Here is a 26,244-nt window from a genome sequence, read left to right as displayed (position 1 = left end):
TCCTTCCTTTCCAGATTAAAATTTTATCAGTTAAATATTAAAATTTTTAACATTATATACTCAATTTTCCTATATTCACATCCTGTTAAAAAAATATTAAAATATGGTAATTGAAAACGACTTTTTTTCCTCAAACAACACCGTTCACAAGATCTCCGAGGATGAAAAAGGCAGACTTGGAAATTATTTAGAATTGGTCCGGGCGTTTGCCAGAACTACTTACAGCAGTATTTATATTATTGATTACGAAAAGAAAGGTTTTGAGTACGTGTCCGAAAATCCATTGTTCTTATGCGATCACACTCCGGCAGAAGTTCAGGAATTGGGTTACGCCTTTTACTTTAAGTACGTGGTAAAAGAGGATTTGGATTTATTACTGAAGATCAATACTATAGGGTTTGATTTTTATCAAAATATCCCCGTAGAGGAACGTTTGAATCATACCATCTCGTATGACTTTCGTTTGAAGAATCCCAATGGAAAGACTTTTTTGGTGAATCAGAAGCTGACTCCTGTTTTTTTAACCAATGATGGAAAAATTTGGAAGTCGATTTGTATTATCTCTCTTTCTTCTGAATTGCAGTCCGGAAATATTAAGATTTACAAAAAAGGAGAAAATAAGATCTACAGTTACGACCTGGAGGGAGATTTTTGGAAGGTGATGAAAAAAATAGAGCTTACCAGCCGGGAGAAGGAGGTTTTGCAGTATTCTATTAGAGGGTTTACGATTGCCAATATGGCCGAGAGTATGTTTGTTTCAGCAGATACGATTAAGTTCCACAAGAGGAAGTTGTTTACCAAACTAGGGGTTGGTAATATTGCCGAGGCAATTGCCTATGCCACCAGTAACAAACTGATCTAAGAACAGATATACATATTTTTTTTTCATGCAGATTGCTTCGCCTGTTCGCTATCGCTCGGGTTGGGAGATTCCTTTCTGTTGAGTCTTTCTGCGACTATGGCTTAAACACATAGGAACATAGATTTTCCAGCTGAAAATAAGGCGTTTCACTTTTAATAAAACACAGAGCACTAGACAAGAGAAATACGTTTCTCTTGTGCATAGTTTTTGCACTTTACATTTCACATCCTAAAACCGATGTTTCTGCGATAATTTTTTTCTCGCAGATCTAGCAGATCTAGCAGATTTTTTTTTTAATCCTTTTAATCTGTGGCTATAGTTTAAACACATAGAGACATAGATCTTCCAGCTGAAAATAAGGCGTTTCACTTTTAATAAAACACAGAGTGCTATGAAAGAGCAATGTGTTTCGCTTGCACATACTTTTTACATTTTACATCTTACATCCCACATTTTACATTCCACATTTTACATTTCTAAGACATATCCCCTTACGCGATAATTTTTCTCTCGCAGATTGTGCAGATTGTACAGATCTTTCTTCTTTCTTCTTTCCACATTTCACATTTCACACTTCACATTTCACATCCTCCATCTAATAAATGTTGTCCGTTTCATTAAATACTAAAGGGGCTACAGACAATTTAAACAATAAAGCATTCTCTTGTCAATAAACAGTAAACAACTTAAAAACAAGTATTTATACGCATTTTTCGAAATTAGATATTTCCTAATATTGTATACCATTAAAAAAGTGGAGTCAGAACCCACTTACAAAAAAAACGAGGCGGATTCCGAAAAGCCTTATGAGTAGGAAAACCAACAAACAAATCAATTATGGCAACTTATCCTTATTCACAGGATGCACTGTTAGTAAACAGCATCAATGCAAAAACTGTAGTTTCTATCGTATCCGGAATGCAAGTATCCGTTACTACTTTTAGTTCATCAGCAGGTAATTTAGGTTCAATCACTCTTTCGCCTGTACAACCAACGGCTACGAATGTTGAATTTAAAGCCGGATCACAAAAACTGCAAATCGACCTTATTAGCTTCAGAGCGCAATTCGGACTTGATAGCGGACAGGTTACAGCAAGCGGACGTGCAACAGATCAGGAAGGTAACAACGAAACTGCTTTTGCGAAACAAATTGCTACTTGGTCTTAAGTAAAATATCAGGGAAATTTCCTGGGTAAATCATACTTATGAAGCCAAAAACTGCCCCCTATAAACCCAAATCACCAACAAGAACGATTGTATTACAAAGTGATCTTTTACAGGCATGCACTACACTTCTTAATACAAAATTAGCCCAGGAAAATTCCTCTATACTATAACTAAATTATGGCAATTTACCCCTATGCACAAAATGCAATTTTAGTCAACAGCATCATCGCTACAACTATAGTCTCTTTTGTAGAAGGAATGGAAGTCTCCGTTACTACTTTCACTTCTGCCTTAGGAGCTCAGGCAACAACCCCTGTTTCTCCCGCAGAATCGGTCACAATTTCAGGAGGAACTTTAGGATCGGTTACTCTTTCGCCTGTGCAATCAAAAGCTGTAGACATCAAATTTACAGTGGGTTCACAAAAAATACAGATAGGTCTTATCCGTTTCAAAGCCCAGTTCGGCTTTGATACCGGTCAGGTTATTTGTCGTGGAAAGGCAACAGATTTAAATGGTAAAAACGAAGCTGTTTTTGCAAAACAAATTGCGGCCTGGTCCTAAAAAATAGCTGCGTAAAATTCCGCCGTTACATCTATATGAAGTCAAAAACAGCATATACCAATCGAACATACCCTATAAGTATCCTGTTAAAAGTGGTATTTATAGTGATGCTTGTAACATTTCCGATAACGGCTTTTTCACAGGATACCATACCTCTGCCGCTTGAAAAAATAACTGCTCCTCTAGTCGAAAGCGGTACTACCGGAGAACGTTATTTTGGTGATTTATTAATACAATTTAAGATTGATCCCACAGGCAAAATCGTGGTCTGTACGCTATATTTAGCAACTGTTTTTGTAGGAATACAATCATTGACTCCAACCAGTCCGGTTTACGAATTTAACTTGAAATCAGGTGGAAGTACCACGAGTGGAAGTCTGAGTATTTATCTCAACTTCTTCCCCTTAATTTCAACCCTGAGTGCCGATCTGACGTATTCGGTTAAAGCAAACAACACCAGTTTCCCTTTTAAAGGTGATCTGGTCGGATGGTATGTTTATGAATAGATAGGATTTTAGATTGTAGATTTTAGATTGCAGATTTTAGATTTCACAATAAACATTTTACAATGAACAACTTTTACGACTAAACACTTTTGTTAAACTTTACCAAGTAGAATTTATGGCAACCTTACAATTCACAAATACTTCGTCAGGCAACAGTTCGTTGTATCTGGCTGCAGGAGACAATAACTGGTGTGCCTATCTTCTGGCAAATGGTGTTACAGGTCCGGAAAGTGGTTCTATTGGACTGGATGAACTCTCCGGTTACAATGGTTATTTTTTATTTTCATTAAATGCGCCAACCCTTGACATTACTATCTTTGTAAACAATGTCTATACTTTTCTTGGGCCATTGCAAACGTATCAGTCGGCATCAGTAGTTTGGTTTACGAACCCTAACATAGCCTTAACCCAAGCCAATACCCCCCAACTCGTTTTAACAGCAGGAGCCAATGGCATTTATTCTGTTCTAACCGGGTTTAACTACAATTTCGGAAACAACTATGCCACCTTGTTCATCAGCAACAATAATGTTATACTGACGCTGGATACGACCAACAATACGATGACAATATCCGGTCAGCAAGGAGCAAACAATTATACTTTCTCGTCTAACAATCTGGGGTCTGCAAGTCAGATTCAAAGCAACATCGAAATACCACTTACGGGAGTCGGGCAAGGACATATCCGTTTTATACTGGGCTTTGACGCTGCTTCTGATTTTATTGGCTTTAATGTCAGCAATCAGTACAGTTTTAACAACAATGCCAATAACGGTATACTCACCAGAGTGACCTACTCTCTTATAGAAGCAGGAAGTTTAAATGATTTCATCACCATGCAGGGCAGTATTTATCCTTGCGATTTGTTGAACCAGGCCGGTGTTAATACTTACTTTGCCTATTTGGGGCTGACCTATAATACTGCTACACAGCAAAGCAGAATTTCGGCTCTACCCTCTTATTACCTCACTAATTTCGGTTATCCTCTAATTCTGATTCCTTATACCAATTTTGTAAACAACGGTGTTTCTTTAAATTATCCAACACAAAACAGTTCGTTACTGGTGTTTAGCGAACAAACCCGGACGACCCGTATGCCGTATGGTATATGACACCGCAGGGAGCATCGATACTAACACTTGATATCTCGTATCAGAAAAATATTGACACCAACAATCAGGTGCAATTGATGTGCGGACTGGGTTCTACAGAAACCATTAGTTTTACGCCTCAGTTTATTGATTCCAATAATGTGGTTACGGGTTCCGGAGACTGGCTGTATTATCAAACCAATCAAAATGCCTTTGCTCCCCAGTTTCCTATCCAGGCGACTCAGAATGTTGTAGGCAGTAACACTACTCAGGAGTGGCTTGCCAACAGTTATATTACGGCATGGAATGGTGTTGTTCTGGCCAATCAGAATGAGACTCCTGTGGTTTATCATGCACAACCGCAGGGCTCGCCACTGTTCTCTCCCGATAAAGATTCACAATCTCCATTGTTCAGTCATCTCACAACCGGATCGGGTGTGTTATCGGCTGCCAGTCAAACCATCTTTTTTCCTTTGGTGCCTTATGGAGCAACAGCCGCAACTCCGTCCCAGAATGTTGACTTTTCATTATTCGAAAAACAAATACTCAACCCGTCCAGAAAAGCCATTATAGCCAATGTAATGAGTACCCAAAATATTCCGCCAACAGCTAGCCGGTTATTAACTGCCCGGGCAAGCGTAAACGAAAATGCCAGTGGGATATCCTCTACCAGTCCGCAGGGATTTTATGTTAACGTTGATTCAACTGACGGAAAATGGAATACTTTACAGTTGGCCAGTAATCAGTTTTTAACTTCAGATGGTACGCTTTCAAAGGTATTTAATTTACAATTTTCACCTCCAAGTACTACGCTTCAAACGGCTTTACAGTCGAATCAGTTGTTTTTGGTCATTTCTTATAATCAAAAACTGAGTGATGGTACTTATGTGCTGGATAATTTCAGTAATGAAATGGAAATTACCGAATGGCCATTTATCTTGAATGTACCGAAAGAACCCACTAACGGCAAGTACAAAAATGTACTGATATTTAAATTCTGCACCGGTAAACTAACCGATAAGGTAAAGAATATTCAGGGCTGGAACTCACCGGATACCTTTAATGATACGAGGACGAACGGACTTCCTAATCTGAGTATGTGGCTCGAACAATACATCCAAAGCGGGATGGACAAGTATACGGTACAGCACGACAATGACTATCTCAATTTTTACAACATAGCCACAAACCCTAGCTGGCAGGGTATTATCGCTCTTGGAGTTGATATCAGTGTACAGGATTTTCCGAAGGAATTACAAGGGTTACTGGCCGGTATTGATCTGAATAATTTTTATGCACATCATTTCGGTGTTGACATTAGTATCGTAAACAATGACAAGGGCACCGTATCCATGCAGCCTACCAGTTCGATGTTTGCTTTGATAGATTATGAAGATCCAACTTTTGAAGGTATGGGATCGGATCCCGTTGTCTATAAAAACACGGCTCCTATAAACGGTGCCGTTGATTATGATTTTGTGGTATTACAGTTAAAAATTGTATTTACCAACAGTAAGATTTACAACTACAACAGTTATCTGGCTTTGACGGTCAACAAACTTTTTGGGGAAAAGGTTGATGGAACAAACCGTGCCAATCTGATTATACTTACCGGTACTTACGAAAACAGCAATGGAGTTCCGTCCTATACCTTTACCAATACTTCCGATAATGTATTGAATTTGGTCAATGCCAATATCATTACAGATGTTGAAATAATAAAATCATCTTTTGTTACCGTTGTGCCTCAAAACGATGTAACAAGCGATACCGTTAATGCTAAATTTTCTTTCTGGGGCTTTATCAATTATAATGATCTGGAAGGTTTTGATTTGTTTTCCTTTGGAACGGAACCCGACAGCATTACCAACAATTTCAGAGGACTCTCCTATTCTAATATGTATGTAGACCTCACCTTTCAGCTGGAAACTCCTACTACCAAAAATTTTGTCTTTGATATCAGTCAGATGTCATTTGATGTGGGACAAAGTACGCCGCGAAAAGACAGTTTGTACTCTCATTTTCCTTTACAATTGTCCGGTATAACCAATGGAGATGCCACCAATAGTCCAACTTCACAGGGCTTTCTGAATGTAGCGATCCCGTCGTTACAACAGCAGCAAAGTGTAAGCGGTCAATGGTATGCTTTGGTTTTTAACCTGAATATGGGAACCTTAGGATCACTGGCCAGTTCAGCCGGATTTACCTCAACCTTTATGATGGCCTGGTGTGTGGGAGCAAAAGGCGCCTGGGCGGGAGTAAAATTACCGGGCGTTAACCCGCAAGCTCCTTCTTTTAGTTTACAGGGTGTACTGAAGTTAAATATTGGTTCGATCATGCTGCAAAAGGCTACTGGTACGACAAGTGTCGCCTATTTGATGAAAATCAACAATATTGCTTTAGAAGTATTCAGTTTGTCCTTTCCTCCGGGAGGAAATATATGTTTTATGCTATTTGGCAATCCAGCTGCCAATGCAAAACCTGAGAGTTTAGGCTGGTATGGATCCTACGTAAAAAATTAAAAATATGCCATTCAATTCTACCATAACAAAATTACTTAATGAAGCGGCCCAGGTAAACGATGCGGCATTTGATAAAAATCTGGCTGCATTAAAAGCCTTAATAGCGGACCCTAGTGCAGAGGATCAGCTTCGGTTTATAATCTTTTCCAGTGGAGGTTTGGGACATCAATCTACTGCGGCCAATATTATATATCGAATGGTTGCACTGGGACTAAAAGGAATGTTTGAGGTGATTTATTTCGATAATGATATCGCGAAAATTGCGATATTATTTCCTCAATTCGACCCGAACGACCCTTCTGAACCTGTAGTTATGGGGGATGCATCTTTTATTTTTGTTAGTGAATCCAGATTCAGAGGAGCAGTACAGCCTATTTATAAAATAGGCATAACAGGTGGAGCAGACGGTGTGGAGGATAACATAGCGGAGTACTTTTATGTTCAGTATCTATTAATATTACAGCCTTATCAATGGAAACTGGCATCCAGTCTGATACAAACCGCAAGTAAAATCCCGAAATTAAATACATCCCTTGATAGTTCAGACGCATTAAGTCCGTTATCCTTTGCTAAAAGAGGGTACTATATCGCTGATCCGGTAATGGATGCTACAAATATTAACTTTTTTAAGGCGTCTGAATATGCCGATAAATACCCCATTTACAATCAGATCACTACTTCATTGTTAGCCAAAAAGACTAATATGATGCCGGTTTACGGAATAGATTCTCTTAGTTTTCAATCCATTAACACTGCCACAGTACTCTTTAATTTGGCAGCCGCTGTAGCGATGGCACAAGACAAAACAGATAAAGTCGGCGGTCAGGTTAAAGGAACTGTTATGGTCATTATTTCTACATTATCCGCCGAAATTTATAATGATTTCACCACTTTGGTTGACGGAACAAATGAAAACCTGGAAAATAATCCGTTAAAAGGCTGGATCGTTAAAAATAAGTTACCGGCAAGAATCAAAACCTACAACTATAACGACGCAGCTTTACCGGATGCGATTACAGCGCTGGAAGGTAAACCAAACAACATTGTGGTTGTAAAAATGGGATCTTTACCACTGTATGCTTTTAACTATCTTTATTTTATTGCCGATATACCTCCTGTTTTTGAGGGAGCAGCAACCAATAGTCTTATCTTAAACTTTGGTAAAGATTATCTCGCATTAACCAGTCAGCTTAATGATTCTTTTACCTTATACCCTACACTTCCCCTTAATGCAATGAATGCTGGAGAAAATGCTGAAGCGATGAAAGAAGTGAGTAAGATCATCGGATCCACGCTTCTCGACTGGAAAAGAGATCTTGAAGATGGCAGCTATGATGTACCGTCAGAAATACTGGCTTTTGCCATACTTATTGCATTTGAAGCCCCGGATACTTCCGCTCAGATCTATTTTCGTTCGTTAAGAGCTTTTTTTCATAATCAACGTGAAGATAAAATGCTTATGGGCGTATTCTATCTATTACAGTATTTAAAAAACAAATAAGCATGGCACAAGATACACTTACCTTAAAAAGCTTGTACGAATCCATTCAGACACAAATAACAAATGGAAATGGTACTTTTAACCTTGTACCTGATGTATTAAATACGGATAGAATTGGTACTTTTTATTCCGGTATTATTGACGGAACTAACTTTACCATTAGTGATGCAGTATTACAACCCGCTAAATGGGATGATGCTCTTTTGGAGTTTACCCTTACCGGAAACAGTAATTCAATAGGCGGCATGGCCATGCAGACCTCATTTATTTTTAGTGATTCAGATATTGGAATTTCTTCAAATCTAACCGCCACACAAAATGCTGGTTTATGGGAAATTGCCGGAATAAATTGGTTTTCACTTTCCAATCCTTTTATTGGTGTTCAGGTTTACGAAAGTGATGCAACAGTATTTGGATTCATAGGAGGAACAATTAACACGGGAGTCAGTTTAACGGTACAAATGAGCTATCCTGTTGTCGACAATACATGGTTGTTTCAAGGAAGTTTTAATGCGCCATTACCCAGTATATCCAATTTTTTCCAATTAGTAGGCGGTGTAAACTTAAGTGCTGCATTGCCACAACCTTTTAGTACACTGACCGATTTAGGATTACAGGAAATAGACATCATGTATGACGCAGCGGGTCAACAAGTCAATTACATATCGGTTGGTATCGGTACAGCCCCCACCTATGTCTGGCAGATCCTGCCTAAAATGGCAATAACAAATATTAGTATAATTGCCCTGGTTCAAAACCCCGGCAATTCTCAATCTATAGCAACTTCTTTTACTATTGCGGGTAGTTTTACCATTGGTCCGCCCAATTCAAATCTATTAACCCTAACCGCAACAACAGCTCCTAGTTTTAAAGCACAGGTCAACCTCGATTCAGGTACGATACAGTTAGGTGATTTGTTGAGTATGTTTTGGAGTGGAACTTCGCTTGATTTAAATTCAGAAATCACTGTCTTAAGTATACTGATTGCTCCTACATCACAAAACTATTCCGTAAACTGTAATGTTGTTTCTGACTGGACCTTTTTTTCCATAAAAAATCCGGACTTAAGTTTTACCATGACCGGTCTAACACTAGACATCAACAGTCAACAGGGAGGAACGACGGGACAAATAGCCGGAACTTTTCACATAGGCCCTTCAACTCCCGATTCCGGAGTTGATTTAAATATATATGCAAGCTATGATGCCGAAGCCTGGATTTTTGGTGCCAGCACCGGAACCGATCAGGTAATTTCACTAGGCGATATCGCAGTTACTTTTTTACAAGCCTTTGGCATGGGTTACGATACCATACCAAGTTGGGTAAAAGACAATTTACCAAGCATCAGCAATGTAAGTTTTAAAGACACTTTGCCCAATGATAAAGCCAAATCATCGATCTATGAAATAAAAGGTGATGTGGCCTGGCACCTGCAATACAGCTCTTTCAACTTAGACCTCAGTGCTAATGTTGATATTACCTATACCGACGGCAAAACATCAGGAACCATAACCGGTACAGCCGACGCCAGACAAATGCTTGGGTTGACTTTTATCGTGGGATACAAATTTGGCACGCCCGATACCGAAGTTTACCTAAAAATACCGGAATTTGCCAGTACGATTACCTATACCAGCAGTGCAAAAAATGATATCATTGATATTAAATTTGATAAAATATCACTCGGAGAAATTGTCTCAACATTGGTGGGAACCTTCAGTCCGGGTTTCAGTTTATCTGCGCCTTGGAACATCCTAAACAGTATAGATCTTTCCGGTTTTGAATTTACCTACACCCGATACAAAGACTCGGCTCAGAGCAGCATTGTAGCCACCATTCCGATAAAAGTAGATTTGGGTTTCATCAATATAAAATCCCTCAAAATCACCAAAGACGATTCCATCACAGGCAGTGGTGTTTATATCTATATTGAAGGTACTTTCTTAGGACTTCCTATCGAAAATGATTCCCCTCTGCAAAAAGACGGTAAAGGAAGTGATGCCACAAAAATGCCGGCTGTACCGGGAATGGGAAGCGAGTTTTTTGACTTGAAATTACTGGCTATGGGACAGCACGTTACGATGTATGACGTTCCAAGCCTGAATTCGGTTGATGCTGCTATTACGGCATTATCAACCGCATTTACCGCCACATCCGACGAAAGCTCAACTGCAATACCGGTACCGGCAGCAACGGCCACCACAAAACCGGGAACACTGGTATTCGATCAGGACAGCAATTGGCTGATTGGAACTGATTTTACAGTAGCTAAATTTTATCGTATAGCAGCCGTATTCAACGACCCTAATATGTACGGCTTACTGGTTGGCGTAAGCAAAGAAGCAGGCGCTTTTAAAAATCTTCAGTTTGAGATTCTTTATAAAAAAATAAACGACTCGATCGGAATGTATCAGATCGATCTGCAATTACCCGATCAGTTCAGGCATCTTGAATTTGGAGCCGTTTCCATTACACTTCCGATTATTGGCATAAAAGTATATACCAATGGTAATTTTTATCTGGACTTTGGTTTCCCGGCCAGCATAACCGATTTCTCGCGTTCCTTCTCGGTACAGGTATTTCCGTTTGTGGGATTCGGAGGATTCTATTTCGGTTACCTTAGCGGAGCGACCTCCACTAATGTTCCAACCACCACTTGTGGGGTGTTTAATCCTGTTATCGAATTTGGTTTAGGACTTTCTTTAGGAGTGGGTAAAACAGTCGATCAGGGAATCTTAAAAGCCGGACTTTCACTTACCGCTGTTGGTATTTTTCAGGGGGTATTGGGCTTTTTTACGGCCAACACTTCTTTAAGTACACATGACGAAACTTATTTTAAAATTCAGGGAACTTTTGGGTTAACAGGTCATATTTACGGTGAGATTAATTTTGCGATTATCTCTGCCAGACTTGATATTATGGCCTACGCCTATATTACGATGATTATCGAAAGTTACAAACCGATACCGATCACTTTTGAAGCCGGAGTTTCGGTCAAACTTACCGTTAAAATTAACCTCGGATTCTTCTCTATCAAAGTATCACTGCACTTTAGCGCCACTATCAGTGCTTCATTCATCATTGGTAGCGACACATCGGCCAATGCACCATGGAACTACTGTCCGGTAAAAGGATCAGGACAAAGAGTTGCTTTGGATATGACCAGCAGAAATGCCAGAATGTTAAGTCTGGCCGCAACGCCAGTGTATCTAAAATGGCAGCCTATTGTACCAGCTGTAAAAGTGCCGCTTGACTTACTGTTTTTCCCGCAGCTTACCGTTTCAGGAGAAGCCGGATCAGCAGGACCTCAATATGCTTCGATGCTGTACATCAACACCGATTCTAACGACAACAGTCTCGCAGCCTTAACCGAAGGTGTTCTTTACTGGGCGTTTAATGCGCTCATTGGAAATACCATCGATAATACAGGTCTGGATTGGTTAAAAGAGCAGGAAATCACAGCAGATCAAATCAGTACACTGCTTTGCTACTTTAATACAAGACCCAATCATGTCGCACCGTTTAACTACATCAATACGACAAACAATGACATCAGAACTTTCTTCAGTAAATACTTCCAGTTAAACATCCGCGCTGTTGATGCCACACAAAACGGAAGTATGGATGCAGCGGTTTTCCCTGTAGTCCCGGAATTAATTCTGAATACCGATCTAAACGGTACTGCGGGTACTCCAATTAATTTTGCTAATCAGAGCATGACAGGTACCCAAAATTATATCAGCGATATAACGGTACTGCTCGCCTCATCTGCTGTAGATTATCAATCCAATATTACCGCCGAATATTACGATTCTTCTGATTGCAGCAATGTATCCGATCCAACTTACGAAGAACAGCCAAACCTGTCTTTCCCTACCTTTATGTTTACCGATTTTGTGGCTCTAGTCGCCAAACAGGCATTACAGGCAGCAGCCGATTCTCTCGACAAGGAAGGAAAACTTTCCGGCAAAGTAAGTGATGTGGTTTCGAATGCGGTTACCGACAGCGTACAGGGAATTGGTGGTATGGCTTCCCGTTTTATGCTGCATGGTCTGAGATTGCCTCAGCCACCAGACGCTGCAAAAGGAGTAACAAAACCGTTGTATGTACTAACAGGCCAACAGCTTGCCATACCTTCGACCTTAAAAGCAGGTGATAAATATTCAGTGCTGCTGCAAAATCCAACGGCATCCTGGATTACGATGGTTTCAGGCACCAATAATACCCTTACCATAACCATTGATGACAGTGAAATACAACACATACACGATGTAGCATCGATTAGCTTGTCGCCGACACTTTTGTACGGGCCAACCGCATTGATCAACTACAACGATACTCCGCAAACCTTCTCATTAGGAGCTCCTGCATTATGGCAATATCCGGGTGATTACTATTCGGGCATAAGCAATCAACCTGTTATATGGAAATTACCGTCTAATTTAACGACCATTTTTGCCGAAGAAGGAAACTGGCTTTTTGATGTTAAAACTTTAACGACCACCGATACCGGTACGACAAAAGCAACGGTAAAAAATTACACCTGGGGTACAGTTGTTAATTTCTCTTTACAAAAAATAACTGCTGTAGACGGTCAGATTACACCATTATCAAACAACATGTACAATTTGATAGGTGCCGATGATGCAGGAACTGTGTATTTACAGGAATTATTGACATATCTGAACACACATGCTGATAGCGACGGAACCAAAACCATTCAGCAAATTCAGATACTCTATCAGCCAGACCCGACTGAAAATGGCAATGGAGGTTATATTTCAGATCTAAACGGAGGTTATAAAACGGCCATCGTTCAAGCCAATCTGTCCACAGAAACCAATCCGGCAGAAGCCATGTTCGCGAGAAGTTTTATAGCGGAAATTCCGGATCGTGATTATAATACTCTCAATAACGCAGGTGATTTTATTAAGTTATTATGGGAATGTAGTATTGTTCGCAGCGGTGGTTTCTACTTCTATTACAACAACAGCGAGAACAAAGGATTGCCGGATACCCTTTTTGCAGGTAACGGACTGGCTAATTTAGCCTTAGTGGTTACTTATGATAACCTGATCTTAAGCCCGTTTGTAAACAGTGTTGTTATAGGAGATACCATTGACACGACCAATACCTCTGTGTATGTTCAGTCACCGGATACCGCTCCTGTAGCACAGCAATACACCACACGTGTGGCTACTTTATTACCGGGAACGGTAGGTTACGAAGTATCCCGTAAAAATCCGGGCGATTATGTGCCTACACAACCCGTACCAACATTAACCGAGGATCAGATCTACCTGCAAACACAGTTTAATCTTATCGGATTAACAGTACCAGCCCTTCCGGCTTACATCAATCCAACTCCGGCAGGTCCTGTAGATTCGATGGACGACGAGGCGATTCAGAATACCAAAAATGGAAACGCTTCGGCCAATGATGATGTTGAAGATTGGAATTACAGCGCTGTTGTACCTTATTACAAATATGTACAGCCGCAAGGAACAGATCCGAAATATCCAAACCCATATGCCGGTATAGGAACTACGGTACAAATGGTTATGAATTGGCAGGATATGTTTGGAAATGTACCGCCAAATGGAACCACTCCGTTAAATGCTTCCATGCAGCTTTTATATGCAGATGCGATTATTGCTCTAAGCCAATGGCCATCGGTATCGGTATCCTACTTATTTAGTGCGGTTAACAGTAAACCAAACCTTAGTCTTAATTTTAATTTCAATACGGTACGCTATATAGGTGACGGAGCACAGAATAATGCTCAGATCGATATCATTACGTTTATGAACATCTATTATCAGCTTAGCAATAGCGATATGGTGATTCATTACACCACAACAGTAGAAGATCAGGCCAATGCACAAGGAGTGATTACGCCAACAGATCATAGTATTGCAAACAGTGATGTATTGAATTATTTTATCAATCCTATTATTGTGTATTTAAATGCGATCATTGCAGGTCAACAGCCGGCTGCGGTTCAAACCTATACCATCAGTTCAGTAGTATCAACCGCCAATATTACTACCTTACCGGAAATTTCATTGGTAACAACAACCCTGACGATGAAACGTGTTGCGAACTTAGATCCTAATTTCGTGAATGTTGCGGGAGTCGCTATATCCAGCACTGTTATTCAGCCTTTATCCGAAAACGGTGTAAACGCGATGCTGGCACTCACTTATTTTGCCGAACAATTTGAAGCTGCTTTTATCAATCAGCCAAATGCAGGCATTGTACTTAAAGCTGCTACCGGAGCCAATCTTACCAAAGGCAACAGCGATACAACTGCAAATGCACCACTCTGGATGGTTCGTTTTGACAGCACTGGGGTGAATGGTCTTAAATTCGGATTTAACAATCAGCAGGTATACTACTTTGCTCCTATTCCGTTGGCAACCAGCTTACAGTCGTTCTCTGCTAAGATCAATGCGTATCAGCAAGGTAAACCTTATCCGGCAGACAATGGCATCACCAAAAATTACACAAGTATCGATATGGACAGTTGGGGCTTACAGTTTTTACAGGCTGTAGACAAATTCCTTAGCCCATCATATTCCGTTCCTGCCTTTTTACTGACTGCCAATGATGTATTTGCCGGAGATCCGGATTATTTACAGTTGATACTCGATGCCAAACAAAAACTGGCTGAAGCGATTGAAGGAACTATCGACTTTATTATTGAGCCAAGTGCCGGAAAAGAGCCTTCCAATATTGGTAATGCTCAGGAAAAATGGAAACAGCAAATCCTGATACAACTGGCAAATGCGTATCGTTATATCGCCTCTGTACAAACTACTGCCGCTATAAACTCGGCCTACAAAGGTGCTGAATATGCCAATTCAAACAATGTACCGCCGAAAGAGCCTTACGTTCCTTCGTTATACGGAAAAATGTTAGGTCTTGATCCTACTGCCGATGGCACTGATACCGTTCTAAAATCGACCGAATATTCATTGTCTACCGCAAAAGTTCCAACGGCTAACGGTAATTCCTGGCTGACTTATATGTTTGAAGCCAAAGATGCCGCAGAAAGCCGTAGCTTCTCTTTTAGCGATATGCAATACAAAGTAAGTCACCTCGAATTTGACATTACGCAAATACCGGATCTGGCAGATTACCTTGCCTCTTCGTGGCTAACCTTTATCGTTCCGCTTGACGGCCAAATCGATCATAAAGACAGTCCACTTGCTCATATGAGTGATGTTGGAGCAACCACTATACCGGTTCCGTTGCGTGCTTACCCAACGCCTCCTTCGATATCGGCACAGAACTTTGATTATCCGGCAAACGAATCGACTCAGCCACAGCCGGTCACTATAGCAAAAGCGCGCCAATGGGAGTACTATTATACGTATCAAAACCCTTCAGCGGCACAGGATACTATCGTAACAGAAATTCAGTTTAATGTTACGGATCAGAATCAGACTTTTAATGCCAATACAAATACACCAAATTTAGGACTGTATCAGGCATTTGCTCAATTTATCGATTCTTACCCGTTAATTAATGCCGATTTCGACAATTGCCTTGCCCTTCTGACTCCGGCAACTTTAAAAGCCGATTCAACTTTGGCTATTAATGCCCGTTATGCGATGTTGGCTTTTATCGATATTGTAAATCAGGTGGCCGATCAATGGTCCGTTACCAATCAGGTCAATCCTAGAAAAACCATGTTGGCAGCAAGAGCATTTACAACCGCTCCTGCACCACCATTTACATTGTCTTACACGATTACCGAAAGTCCTCAGGAAGCAACGGAACACTTAATTGTCACTATTGATTCTACGAACCAACAATCTGCCAATGTTACGATCGACGTATCCATTGCAGGCTATACAAGCGAACCGATTGAAGGTACAACAAATGAATACTTGTATTACACTACTGACAATGAAGGAAATAAAGTCTATCTGTCATATGAAGACCGAAATAATGATCCTTCAAGAACCGTTGAGCTTAATGATCTGGATATCCTGAATGCACAAAATGCCTGGAGCAGTGTAGCCGTAATAAGAAACGAAGAACTGTTGCAGAACGAGGATGGTACATGGCAAACTACCAATAAGTCATTTATCTATCAAACGCCGCAGATAATGTTCTATAACAAACTGATTCCATTATTAAATGCGGATACCCCTATAGACATTAACACAATTGCAACCGCTACTTATCCGTTACAGCCAACCCGCACACTCAATGTACAGCTACTGGCCTTGTTTGATGCCTTAACGGAGAAGATAGATCCTGCGATTACCGGCTTTACGATAAAAATGCAATGCGATTATAGTTATGTCATTCCGGGAACAACTTTCCCTATAGATGTACCTGTACTACTCGTTACTCCTACTGAACTGACAGTCGCGGATCACGGAAAAGGTATGGCCGATATGATAACCGGAGGAATAAACAACTGGATAGAAAGCAATAATCCGCAAACTAATGCCGGAGCCTATACCTTCATGCTGACTGCTTATTCGGTAACCGACAGTTATGTACCGATCTTGCAAATTCCACTAACATTATCGCTAACAGCTATTACAACGACTTAATCATTAATGAATACAATACATAAAAAAGCAGAACACTCAAAACATCCGTTCTGCGAAGAGTTCTCATAAAAAGCTGCGCAAATGTCTCTGACTTTGCGCTTTTTTTATTTCTTAGAAATTATAACGCTGATAAAAGTCCCCCACTTTTTACTGTTATTTCTTAATATTGTTTTAATTATTCCTTTTCAGGAAATGCATCTAGCATTTTAGTTTTAAAGTCAGAGGCTTTGCGACTTATTCGTTTTAAATTGCATATTTGTAAATTGGCGAAAAGTTAGAGACACTTGTACAGCGGTTAATGTCTCAAAACAAAACTTAAAACATATGAATAAGACCTATAAAAAAATTATTGTAGAAGAAAAAACTAAAGATTTAGCTAATCAACTATCATCTCATTCTTTAAAAAGTGTTGAACATTATTTTCCAATTGACAGATTTTTTATTGAAGAGCATCATTATTTGGAAAAAATACTAAAAGCTGACAAATTAGAGTTTATATTTTATAATTTGGAGAATAATAGTACAACCTATACAGTACAATTATTTATTTGTTTACCTGAATTATGGGAAAAAATTGAATATGATGATTTATCGTTGCTGATAGAAAATTTTACAAATTCTTTTTCTTTTTATTCATTGATTGGTTTTACTTATAAATATCTTGAAATAGATTTATTAGATGAAATATTTTTAAGAAAGAATGTTAATATAAAGTTTAAAAAAGACTGTTTAAATTATTTTTCAAAAATTCTTGCAACTTTTTATATGGATGAAAATGATTTGTTAGATTTCAATAACAATGCATTTGGAATTGAAAAAAATAAATGGGATTTATTGAAGAAAAAATTCCATAATAACAATAAATTTACGAAAAGCTTATCTATGTCAGAATTAAGTCTTAAACTAGCTAAATGTGGATAATGTAAAAAGATATGTTGATGGTTAGCAATATTGCAGATAATACTTACAGATAATCTGAGATTCGTATAAAATCGCTTAAATAATAAAATAACCTTCGGATTACCCAAAATCAAAAAAGCCACTTCTTAGGAAGTGGCTTTTGGTTTTATCACAATGTTAAATGTTCTAAAAGCGCTAATTTTAAAGGTACATGCCCCGCTCTCCGAAGAGTTCAACTGAAAAGCTGCGCAAATGTCTCTGACTTTGCACCCGCAAAGAGCTTCGACAAAGTATCAGCTGGGCTTTAGTTTTGGAACACTTTATTTTCTCCACATTATTCTGCAAGAGTTCTTATGAAACTTGATGAGCATTCTAGAGTTTTCCCATACAAAAAATACCGTTCTGCAAATCAATTCAAAGTGGGCGAAATATCACTAACAAAGAAACCGATACCCGATAAAAAAAGCAGGATACTCAAAACATACTGCTTTTTTTCGAAATATTAATTCGTATTTATCTTTTGTAATAAGCTATAATACTGGCTTTAGCCAACGTCTGATTCCACAGATTAAACCCTACAATAGCCGGGTTTGTATTCTCATCAAGTCCCAATTTGTCGGTTTTAAGAGCGTAAACAGTGATAATGTATTGATGAAATCCATGCCCCTCTGGCGGGCAAGGTCCACCAAACCCTTTAATTCCGTAATCGGTGATGCTTTGGATGGCACCTTTTATTGCAAATTTATCTTTGTTACCTGCATTAGGCAGCAGTTCATTTACATCCGAAGGAATATCAAATACAACCCAGTGCCAAAATCCGCTTCCGGTAGGTGCATCGGGATCGTACATCGTCACGGCAAAACTTTTTGTTCCGGCCGGAGCATTTTTCCAGGACAATTCAGGAGACTGATTCTCTCCGGTACAACCAAATCCCTTAAACTCCTGTTTTTTAGTCGCCTCACCTCCCAAATCTTTACTGCTGAGCGTAAAAGTCTTTTGTCCAAAAATTGTCGTTGTGAAAATTAGAGACATTATCAAAATTACATTTACTTTTTTCATTTTTTCTGTGGTTTAGAATTTGAAGCAAATTTAATAGTGAAGGCAAAAAAGAAATTAAGTTAAAGGCTCAAAAACTATAGCTAAAAGCTCATTTTAGCTGTCCCTGTTTCGGCGTCACACCATACTTTGATTTATAGGCCTGAGTAAAACTCGATAAACTTTCGTAACCCACTTCAAAATAAACCTCTGAAGGGCTTTTCTGCTCTTTATGAAGTAGATAATTGGCAAATTCCAGTCTTTTGTTTTGAAACCATTTTATGGGTGATTCCGAATAGTGTTTTTCAAATTCTCGTTTAAATGTCGAAACACTCATATTACACAAAAAGGCCAGTTCCTTTAAAGACAATTTACTCAGATGACTACTTTCAATAATCTGAACAAATTTTTGCGAAGAATCATTACGGTTAGCTGTTAAAGAAGACAGAAATGCGGTACCATGCATCTCCGTCAGATAAAGCAGTAATTCTTCCAACTTTACTTCCAATAATTTACTTTTAACCACTATCGACAGCTTCGAAATATCCACTAAACTACTTACAAATCGTTTAAGAAATGCATCATATTCAAAAGCATAAACAGATTTAGATTCTTTTACTTCCGCTTTACTCCACTCCATTTTTCTCATAAATCGCAAAACCAATTCATTTGAAAAAAATAAAACAATACTTCTGTAGTTAGAAACATCCGAAAGTTTTTCGGTCATTAAACAAGGCCCTGATTGCATCATAAGAAACTTCGAAGCATCTATCGACACAGCCGAATTATCAAAAACAACTTCCTTTGTTCCTTCCATTAAAAAACTAAATGCATGCTGACTCAGAATAATTTGCTGTTTCGAAACCTTTTTAGAGCTATTGTAGTCATAAACCTCGATTAGATTTGATCCTTCAAAATTTAACTCATCAGGCAGTGTAAGTATATTCATATTGATAAAAAGAAACGGATTTTATCCTCAATTATTTACTGTTGTATAATATCCAAACTTGAAATGTGCTTTTTGCGCATTACTTTAAAACAATGTGTAAATATAAACTATTTTACCAGGAGAAAACCTCCAAATTAGCTTCCTAAAACCCAAATCAAATGCGAAAATTTCTGCGCAGGAATTCCACAACCAGAAATACTCTCCTCATAATAAACCCTTTAACAGCAATCAAAAATAAATTCGTATTTTTAATTTTCTAACCCACTAATAACAAAACTATGCGTTATAGTATTGCCCTCCTTAGTCTTTTGCTGCTGTTGTCTTGTAAAAATGAGTCAAAAACCAATACATTATCCAGTTACTTTACCTACAATCAGAACTCCGATATTGAATCTGCAGGAGTTCGAATGATTCCGATAAAAACGCCGGTTGGAGAATTTAAAGTCTGGACAAAACGTTTTGGAAACAATCCGAAAATAAAAATACTATTACTGCACGGAGGTCCCGCTATGACCCACGAATATATGGAATGTTTCGAGACCTTTTTTCAACGTGAGGGCTTCGAATTTTACGAATACGATCAATTAGGCTCCTACTATAGCGATCAGCCAAAAGACAGCAGTTTATGGACTACAAAACGCTTTGTAGAAGAAGTAGAACAAGTTCGCAAAGCGATCGGAGCCGACAATAGCAATTTTTATGTGCTTGGAAATTCATGGGGCGGAATTCTGGCAATGGAATATGCTTTAAAATACCAACAAAACATGAAAGGTCTATTGGTTTCAAACATGATGGCCAGTGCCCCCGACTACGGAAAGTATGCCGACGAAGTACTTTCAAAACAAATGAAACCAGAAATCTTAGCCGAAATTAGAGCCCTCGAAGCCAAAAAAGATTTTAGTAATCCCCAATATATGGAATTACTCCTTCCAAATTTTTATCAAAAACATTTATGCAGACTAAAAGAATGGCCAGACGGACTAAATCGTGCCAGCAAACACATCAATAATGAAATCTACACATTGATGCAGGGCCCAAGTGAATTTGGAATAAGTGGTCGTTTAGCCAAGTGGGATATCAAAAATCGTTTGCATGAAATTACAATTCCCACCTTAATGATTGGGGCAAAATACGACACTATGGATCCAAAAGCAATGGAAGAACAAAGTAAACTGGTCAAAAAAGGACGTTATTTATATTGCCCAAACGGAAGTCATCTCGCCATGTGGGACGATCAAAAAGTCTTTATGAATGGAGTCATTCAATTTATAAACGATGTTAACACCCAAAAATTCTAGTCACATAATACCAAACTAAGTGTCGTTTTACGGTATAATTTTTCTCAGGGCGTTCCCCTCCGGGTCGGGCTGTCCGCTAAATCTATCGCGTGATAGAAATTACGGAGGATTATTTAAAATCCATCGATCTTAAGAAAATTGCCATCTAAAGCACGCTTTAGATCTAACAACTACAGATAAGATGATAAGATAGGTAAGGTTCAAGAGTTAGTTAAAAATGGAGATTAGCTCAGCTAGCCTAGAACATTCCAATTACCATCAGAATGTTCTGGGGGTGGTTGGATTCCATTTTATTAACTACCCTAGAGAAAAAATGTTTCAAATTTTGTATTGAAACTGCTCCTCGCTCTCTTTTAAAGAATATTCTCAATATTTGATAAATTGCATACTTGAATTTCCTTTATTTGATTGTACTTTAATAAAATAGTTCCCACTTGTAAGTTTTGAAACATCGATATTAGTAACTGATTTCGCATTAAGAACCTCAATAACCGACTGTCCCAAAATATCGTAAATAGCCAACGATCGTATTTCTACATCTTGAATTGTATTAACACTCAAAATATTCGAGACCGGATTTGGATAAAGAGTAAAATAATCTGAAAACTTCGAAGCCAAAACTTTCTGTATTCTATTACTTCTTTCTTGTGTTTTAAAATCTTTGATCTCAACGATTACGGCTAATCGTGTTGAACTTTCACAAATACCCTCTTTTAAAGATCCGTAATAAGTAGTACCATTGGTTAAGACAGTCGATGAAGGTATTACTTTCCCACCGGTAGCAGCATCATACCAGATAACACCTTTTTGGTTGGTTACTAAACTGGCTACAGTAGCATTAACAGACTTACTAAATGCCTGCGCTGTCACTCCTGTTGGTTTTACTTCAGCACTACCGGCTTTTATCACTATTGTATAATTTGCAAGGGGAGAAAAATTAAAACCTGAAGCTGGATCACTATCACGATAACCAACTATATAAGTCCCGGCAGCAAGGTTTGTGAAAACAACAATTCCGTTTGAAGAAGGGATTTTCACACTTGTAAGAACACCTTGATACATTACATCGTAGATTACGTTTGGCGGAATTGGGCGATTGGGCGTAAACGAAATTGTTCCGGTATCGTAATTGCAAATGGGCGATGTAGTAGTGATCGAGATCGCTAAACTGGAATCAACTATTGAATCTTTACTACAAGAAGGTGTCAGATATTTACTGTGTCCTCTAAAAGGCAATAAACAAAACAAGCTAATTAACACTATGAATAATTTATTTTTCATTTATCTAATATTTTATTTTTAAAAAGTATCACGCAAAAAAAATACTACTATTATTATACCTGTGCACCCCTATTCAACCTAAAACATTCGTTATAGTCTGCTTTACCCGTTGGGTGTCCATGTTTTCTTAATTCTATTTCTTCGTTTTTGGCACAAGACTTTTCAGTTCTTCTATTTCCTTTTGCTGCCTAATAATATACAAGGTAAGTTCTTCCACTTTTTCCAGCAGCTTGGTCGTCATTTCATGTACGCTGTAACCGTTTGCTTTCACTTCTGCTTCCGAGGGAATATTGGGCAGATGATGGAATTTGTTGATAAAGGCTTCAACTTCTGATAATTTCGCAAGCGGATACTTGTTACTAAAAACATGATCTGACCAGTTGTTAACCGGTGCCATTGCATAATCGGCACTCAATACTCCTTTATTAACAAAAAGGTCATACTTTTTTTCGGCTTCCGGAAAGGAATAGGAGTCAAAGTCTCCAACAAATACATTATCTAAAGTATCCAAATACATATTACTAGCGGTATTATTAGTACCAATAAATAAGCCATGATTTGATGACGTTCCTATCCAGGCATTAGTACCAGATTTATTTGTATTAATGTCGAAAAATATTGAGCTATGTGGTAGTGGCGTACTTTTATCAAAAAATTCAAATCTTCCTTTCCCAAAGACATGAATCTTAGCTTGAGGTTTAGCAGTAGAACTTAATCCTAATCCAAGATTTGAAAAAGAGTCAATATGAAAAACGTCGGTTGGACCCGGTCCTATCAAGTTATTCAATCTAAAGCTGTCTTTATCAACTCGAAGATCAAAATTATTGTTCGCTTCGTCTCCAAATAATATGCCAGCAGCCCCAACAGCCGAATTTTCTCTGAGTATGATACCTGTTCCTTCTAAAATTTCTCCTTGCGCCCTAGACGAGGTATGCATAACAAAAATCAAAATAATAGTGATTATCATTTTCATCAGAACACTTTGGCAGTTTTCCAAGTTGTTTACTTTTATTTCCATAAGATTTTAATTTTATTTGGTTAAAAAATTAGCTATGTTGAATGGCAATTTATTATTGTCAATTCGAAATTGTTTGTGCATTAAGAAGATTAATTGTTTTTAATTATTAGGAACTGGTCCACCTGTTACAGCATTGGCATCCGGTGGCGAAGTGTTGATCGGTCCGGTTTTCGTAAATGTTGCTTCTTCAAAATATTCTCTATTGTACGGTAAAATCAACACCGGTTTACCCGTATTGGTCATGATCAGTTCTTTTGTATAAGAGGCCATCATACCCCAAAACAAAAGTTCGCAAGTTTGCATTGTGGGATCATATTTCTGAGGATTGTACACATATATTTTCATAGAGAATGAATCAATACTTAGTCTAAAAGTCAAGTTTAAAGCACGATCATAGCTAATCATATGTTGATTCCAGGAGGGAGTAAGCGCTAAATCTTGATTGATACCTTTGAAGGCTCTGTAAATCAGTAGCTGTTCGTCTTTAACCTTAACATTAATCAGATGGGTTAATTTTGTACCATCGTACAAACCAATCCCAAATAGTTCATTAATACTTCCCGGAGTTATATTAAAAAAAAGATCGTCAAAAGTGACTTCCGCTTTGAAACCCTGTACTAAATTTGTTTTATCGGCAAGCTCCGGAATAATATAATATCCATATTCCGAAATTCCGGGGAAGGAAGGATCATTGGTTATAATAAAATCTGGCGTAGCTGTTGATGAGATTACCTGAGTCTGGGCATATATCTTAGTTAAAAATACTATCCCAAACCATAAAATACAGACCAGAAATAAATCACTAAGATTTCGAAGTTTTCGTAATTCGATTTTTTTATTTATTAGGTTCATCTCTCTTTTTTTTTAAAATTCACAATATTACTGTCTAAAGGTTACAGGGTTTAAACTGTTGGTCATCTTAAGCATGTTTACAAAGACATCTGGCCTGTCTGTGACTATTGAACCTGGTTTTATATCTTCGGAATATCCTGGTGGATTCATCAACCATTCGGGATTTGATCTTAAATCATAACAATTAGGGCTATACGTCAGATACGGTTTTTCTACCTTTTGATTTTTGTCGAACCACTTACCCCGTCCGTTAGATGTTCCCCTACAATCACAGGGTATCTCCCAGTTTATTCCGGTACGATAACTATTGTCTTTCATATATTTAGCAATTGAACGACCATTATAAATACTTCCCTGAGCAGGTATCCCTGCAGTTAGCAGAGGATCCGTCTCTTCACATTTAAATATCACTTCAAAACTTACCACGCTGGGAAGCTGCATCCAGTCATCTAATCGTATTTTAAGATGATCCCAAATTATTGTACCAGTTACCGAATCTACAATATAGGAGTCTCCAAAAGGACTGTCTACATCGGTAGGAAGTATGATTACCACCGAAGAAGTTTGATATGCAAATTCACTCCAAAGGTTCTCCGGGTGATTTACATCAGGATGGGTCAGGTAATCCTGTATTTCCTGCCGCGACACAGGAGCTGCAGAACCCGGTTTGAACATCATTTTATGCAAAACTCCTTTGTCTTTCGCCTCTTTCAAACATAAATAGGTTGTCAGCAAATAATCTTCTTTATATTTATCTTTAATATCCAGCTGTATCAGTATAGACTTATCTACCAAATAATCCATAGCGACAGATAGTTCATTCAGTGGATCGAGCGTTACTTCACCTCTTCTGTCTACTAAAAAGCCCGTTTTCAGTTCCGGATAACTTGGATACGAACCACCTCCGCGCTTTGGGATATTCATTGTCGTACTATTAAAATTTAAATTTCTAATCCAAGCCTGTTCATCATTATCGGGTGTAGGCGGAAGATTGGTCATTCGGTTCACTTCCTGATCGTGAAGCAATATGGCATTTTTATCTTTTGACTGCATAATGTCGAGTTCTACAAAAAGATAATTGTTTTGATAGGCATTTAAAAGAGACTGCATCCCTCCCTCTGCAATATTTCCATACCCCCAATATCCTCTGTGTGCCGTAACTATAACTTTGCTCATATCGCCATTTCTAAATTCTCTCAGTGCCTGACATTCCACTGTAGTTTTGCCAAAACAGGCATGGGTCCAGGGGAAATCCAATGTATACTCTCCAATACCGGGAATATAAGCTTTAACAAAGGTGGCATCCGTAATCGATACTTCGACAGTTACCAGAATAATTTCTTTTAATGGCATAATACCTGGTGGTGTATAACTATTAGCAAAATCGTTCATTCCTAATATTTTTGATTGCATACTGCCTACCTGTCCAAAACCATATCCTGGAGGAACAAAAAAATCCTGTTGACCAGAATACACCGTACTTGTTTGAGTAGAAGTACATCTCCACAGCACGCGATTAGTACCATCCAAATTATAGCTGTTAGCAGTAACTGTTACTTTCCCGGTTGGAGCATTCATTGTGGCTATAATCCCTGACACATTCTGTTTCAAACCAAACAACGAATCTCTGTCTATCGTTACCATATCGCTAATAGTGGCTCCGTTTATACCTGGTTCAGGAGAAGTAAAAACTCGTGACCCTACAATTGTCTGTCCCGCCAAATCTAATGACATCAGCAGAATCAATACCGTACTTAACATTGGGATTTCTAATAACCTGAAAAGAACTTTCATTTTTTTGTTTTTTGAGTTTCTCATAATAACTATAGTGTAATAATTAAAAAAAAATCTGCTTTTCAACAAAGCCACTGTTTCCTTCTACATCGTATTTCGCAGTTGTACTCAATATTACCAAGTAATGTAACATCATACAATTACTATAGATTTTTCAGAAGGGACCTCCATAAAAGAACCTTTTTATAAAGTTCAGAACGTATTTGTATTTCATGGTTTTCATATTTTAACATGAGTTTTCTATTTTTAAATTTTATTTTTTTTGTAAGAATAAGGCTTCAATAATATATTTTGTTTATATTTGACTTTCGAAAAAAATAATTGCAGTTTACTAT

16 protein-coding genes are annotated in these 26,244 nt (G+C 38.3%); 10 read left to right on the top strand and 6 right to left on the bottom strand.

The features are described from left to right. Window positions 1-103 precede the first annotated feature (103 nt). The 9 genes from OLM61_RS12905 (at window position 104) to OLM61_RS12865 (ending at window position 17,703) form a co-directional block, all read left to right on the top strand. Window positions 104-862: a response regulator transcription factor gene (locus tag OLM61_RS12905; RefSeq protein ID WP_264523062.1), complete on the top strand. Its 759-nt coding sequence runs from the start codon at window positions 104-106 to the stop codon at window positions 860-862. An 837-nt stretch (window positions 863-1,699) separates the two neighbouring features. Beyond that, complete coding sequence (locus tag OLM61_RS12900) at window positions 1,700-2,029, top strand: hypothetical protein (RefSeq protein WP_264523061.1); 330 nt, start codon at window positions 1,700-1,702, stop codon at window positions 2,027-2,029. Between the two features lie 177 nt (window positions 2,030-2,206). Continuing rightward, entirely contained in the window at window positions 2,207-2,590 is a 384-nt protein-coding gene (locus OLM61_RS12895) for a hypothetical protein (RefSeq protein ID WP_264523060.1), read from the top strand. A 35-nt stretch (window positions 2,591-2,625) separates the two neighbouring features. Next, on the top strand, window positions 2,626-3,096 hold the full coding sequence (locus OLM61_RS12890) for a hypothetical protein (protein ID WP_264523059.1): 471 nt from the start codon (window positions 2,626-2,628) through the stop codon (window positions 3,094-3,096). 115 nt (window positions 3,097-3,211) lie between these two features. Next, window positions 3,212-4,207: a hypothetical protein gene (locus OLM61_RS12885; protein ID WP_264523058.1), complete on the top strand. Its 996-nt coding sequence runs from the start codon at window positions 3,212-3,214 to the stop codon at window positions 4,205-4,207. After that, window positions 4,204-6,708 (top strand): hypothetical protein, encoded by a 2,505-nt coding sequence (locus OLM61_RS12880; protein WP_264523057.1) that lies wholly within the window; start codon window positions 4,204-4,206, stop codon window positions 6,706-6,708. Before OLM61_RS12885 ends, OLM61_RS12880 begins: the two co-directional genes overlap by 4 nt. A gap of 4 nt (window positions 6,709-6,712) precedes the next feature. Next, window positions 6,713-8,209 (top strand): hypothetical protein, encoded by a 1,497-nt coding sequence (locus OLM61_RS12875; RefSeq protein ID WP_264523056.1) that lies wholly within the window; start codon window positions 6,713-6,715, stop codon window positions 8,207-8,209. A 2-nt stretch (window positions 8,210-8,211) separates the two neighbouring features. Then, window positions 8,212-16,782 carry a hypothetical protein gene (locus OLM61_RS12870; protein WP_264523055.1) on the top strand — a complete coding sequence of 2,857 codons (8,571 nt, stop codon included), beginning with the start codon at window positions 8,212-8,214 and terminating at the stop codon, window positions 16,780-16,782. A 324-nt stretch (window positions 16,783-17,106) separates the two neighbouring features. After that, complete coding sequence (locus OLM61_RS12865) at window positions 17,107-17,703, top strand: hypothetical protein (protein WP_264523054.1); 597 nt, start codon at window positions 17,107-17,109, stop codon at window positions 17,701-17,703. A 492-nt stretch (window positions 17,704-18,195) separates the two neighbouring features. Here the strand turns inward: OLM61_RS12865 and OLM61_RS12860 are convergent, their stop codons facing one another. Both OLM61_RS12860 and OLM61_RS12855 read right to left on the bottom strand, forming a co-directional pair. Then, window positions 18,196-18,741 carry a YbhB/YbcL family Raf kinase inhibitor-like protein gene (locus OLM61_RS12860; RefSeq protein ID WP_264523053.1) on the bottom strand — a complete coding sequence of 182 codons (546 nt, stop codon included), beginning with the start codon at window positions 18,739-18,741 and terminating at the stop codon, window positions 18,196-18,198. A gap of 88 nt (window positions 18,742-18,829) precedes the next feature. Continuing rightward, complete coding sequence (locus OLM61_RS12855; RefSeq protein WP_264523052.1) at window positions 18,830-19,666, bottom strand: helix-turn-helix domain-containing protein; 837 nt, start codon at window positions 19,664-19,666, stop codon at window positions 18,830-18,832. 278 nt (window positions 19,667-19,944) lie between these two features. Here OLM61_RS12855 and OLM61_RS12850 point away from each other — a divergent pair, with 278 nt between their 5' ends. Further along, a complete protein-coding gene (locus OLM61_RS12850; RefSeq protein WP_264523051.1) occupies window positions 19,945-20,964 on the top strand; it encodes a proline-specific peptidase family protein in 1,020 nt (339 codons plus the stop codon). A 366-nt stretch (window positions 20,965-21,330) separates the two neighbouring features. Here OLM61_RS12850 and OLM61_RS12845 read toward each other — a convergent pair whose 3' ends face one another. The 4 genes from OLM61_RS12845 to OLM61_RS12830 all read right to left on the bottom strand — a co-directional run bounded on the left by OLM61_RS12845 (window position 21,331) and on the right by OLM61_RS12830 (window position 25,909). Next, window positions 21,331-22,245, bottom strand: coding sequence for a T9SS type A sorting domain-containing protein (locus OLM61_RS12845; protein WP_264523050.1), 915 nt, complete (start codon window positions 22,243-22,245; stop codon window positions 21,331-21,333). A gap of 133 nt (window positions 22,246-22,378) precedes the next feature. Then, complete coding sequence (locus tag OLM61_RS12840; protein WP_264523049.1) at window positions 22,379-23,263, bottom strand: hypothetical protein; 885 nt, start codon at window positions 23,261-23,263, stop codon at window positions 22,379-22,381. 99 nt (window positions 23,264-23,362) lie between these two features. Then, a complete protein-coding gene (locus OLM61_RS12835; protein ID WP_264523048.1) occupies window positions 23,363-24,115 on the bottom strand; it encodes a hypothetical protein in 753 nt (250 codons plus the stop codon). 27 nt (window positions 24,116-24,142) lie between these two features. After that, the gene (locus OLM61_RS12830) at window positions 24,143-25,909 is read right to left on the bottom strand and encodes a glycerophosphodiester phosphodiesterase family protein (protein ID WP_264523047.1); all 1,767 of its coding nucleotides are present in this window, start codon (window positions 25,907-25,909) and stop codon (window positions 24,143-24,145) included. Window positions 25,910-26,244 lie beyond the last annotated feature (335 nt).

The sequence above is a fragment of the Flavobacterium sp. N502536 genome, assembly GCF_025947345.1.
GTDB lineage: Bacteria > Bacteroidota > Bacteroidia > Flavobacteriales > Flavobacteriaceae > Flavobacterium.
Note: the sequence above shows the minus strand (reverse complement) of the source record. Positions and strands in the feature narration are given on the sequence as shown.

Coding starts and splice junctions, on each gene's coding strand:
- OLM61_RS12905 (WP_264523062.1), top strand. CDS start 104: ATGGTAATTGAAAACGACTTTTTTTCCTCAAACAACACCGTTCACAAG.
- OLM61_RS12900 (WP_264523061.1), top strand. CDS start 1,700: ATGGCAACTTATCCTTATTCACAGGATGCACTGTTAGTAAACAGCATC.
- OLM61_RS12895 (WP_264523060.1), top strand. CDS start 2,207: ATGGCAATTTACCCCTATGCACAAAATGCAATTTTAGTCAACAGCATC.
- OLM61_RS12890 (WP_264523059.1), top strand. CDS start 2,626: ATGAAGTCAAAAACAGCATATACCAATCGAACATACCCTATAAGTATC.
- OLM61_RS12885 (WP_264523058.1), top strand. CDS start 3,212: ATGGCAACCTTACAATTCACAAATACTTCGTCAGGCAACAGTTCGTTG.
- OLM61_RS12880 (WP_264523057.1), top strand. CDS start 4,204: ATGACACCGCAGGGAGCATCGATACTAACACTTGATATCTCGTATCAG.
- OLM61_RS12875 (WP_264523056.1), top strand. CDS start 6,713: ATGCCATTCAATTCTACCATAACAAAATTACTTAATGAAGCGGCCCAG.
- OLM61_RS12870 (WP_264523055.1), top strand. CDS start 8,212: ATGGCACAAGATACACTTACCTTAAAAAGCTTGTACGAATCCATTCAG.
- OLM61_RS12865 (WP_264523054.1), top strand. CDS start 17,107: ATGAATAAGACCTATAAAAAAATTATTGTAGAAGAAAAAACTAAAGAT.
- OLM61_RS12860 (WP_264523053.1), bottom strand. CDS start 18,741: ATGAAAAAAGTAAATGTAATTTTGATAATGTCTCTAATTTTCACAACG.
- OLM61_RS12855 (WP_264523052.1), bottom strand. CDS start 19,666: ATGAATATACTTACACTGCCTGATGAGTTAAATTTTGAAGGATCAAAT.
- OLM61_RS12850 (WP_264523051.1), top strand. CDS start 19,945: ATGCGTTATAGTATTGCCCTCCTTAGTCTTTTGCTGCTGTTGTCTTGT.
- OLM61_RS12845 (WP_264523050.1), bottom strand. CDS start 22,245: ATGAAAAATAAATTATTCATAGTGTTAATTAGCTTGTTTTGTTTATTG.
- OLM61_RS12840 (WP_264523049.1), bottom strand. CDS start 23,263: ATGGAAATAAAAGTAAACAACTTGGAAAACTGCCAAAGTGTTCTGATG.
- OLM61_RS12835 (WP_264523048.1), bottom strand. CDS start 24,115: ATGAACCTAATAAATAAAAAAATCGAATTACGAAAACTTCGAAATCTT.
- OLM61_RS12830 (WP_264523047.1), bottom strand. CDS start 25,909: ATGAAAGTTCTTTTCAGGTTATTAGAAATCCCAATGTTAAGTACGGTA.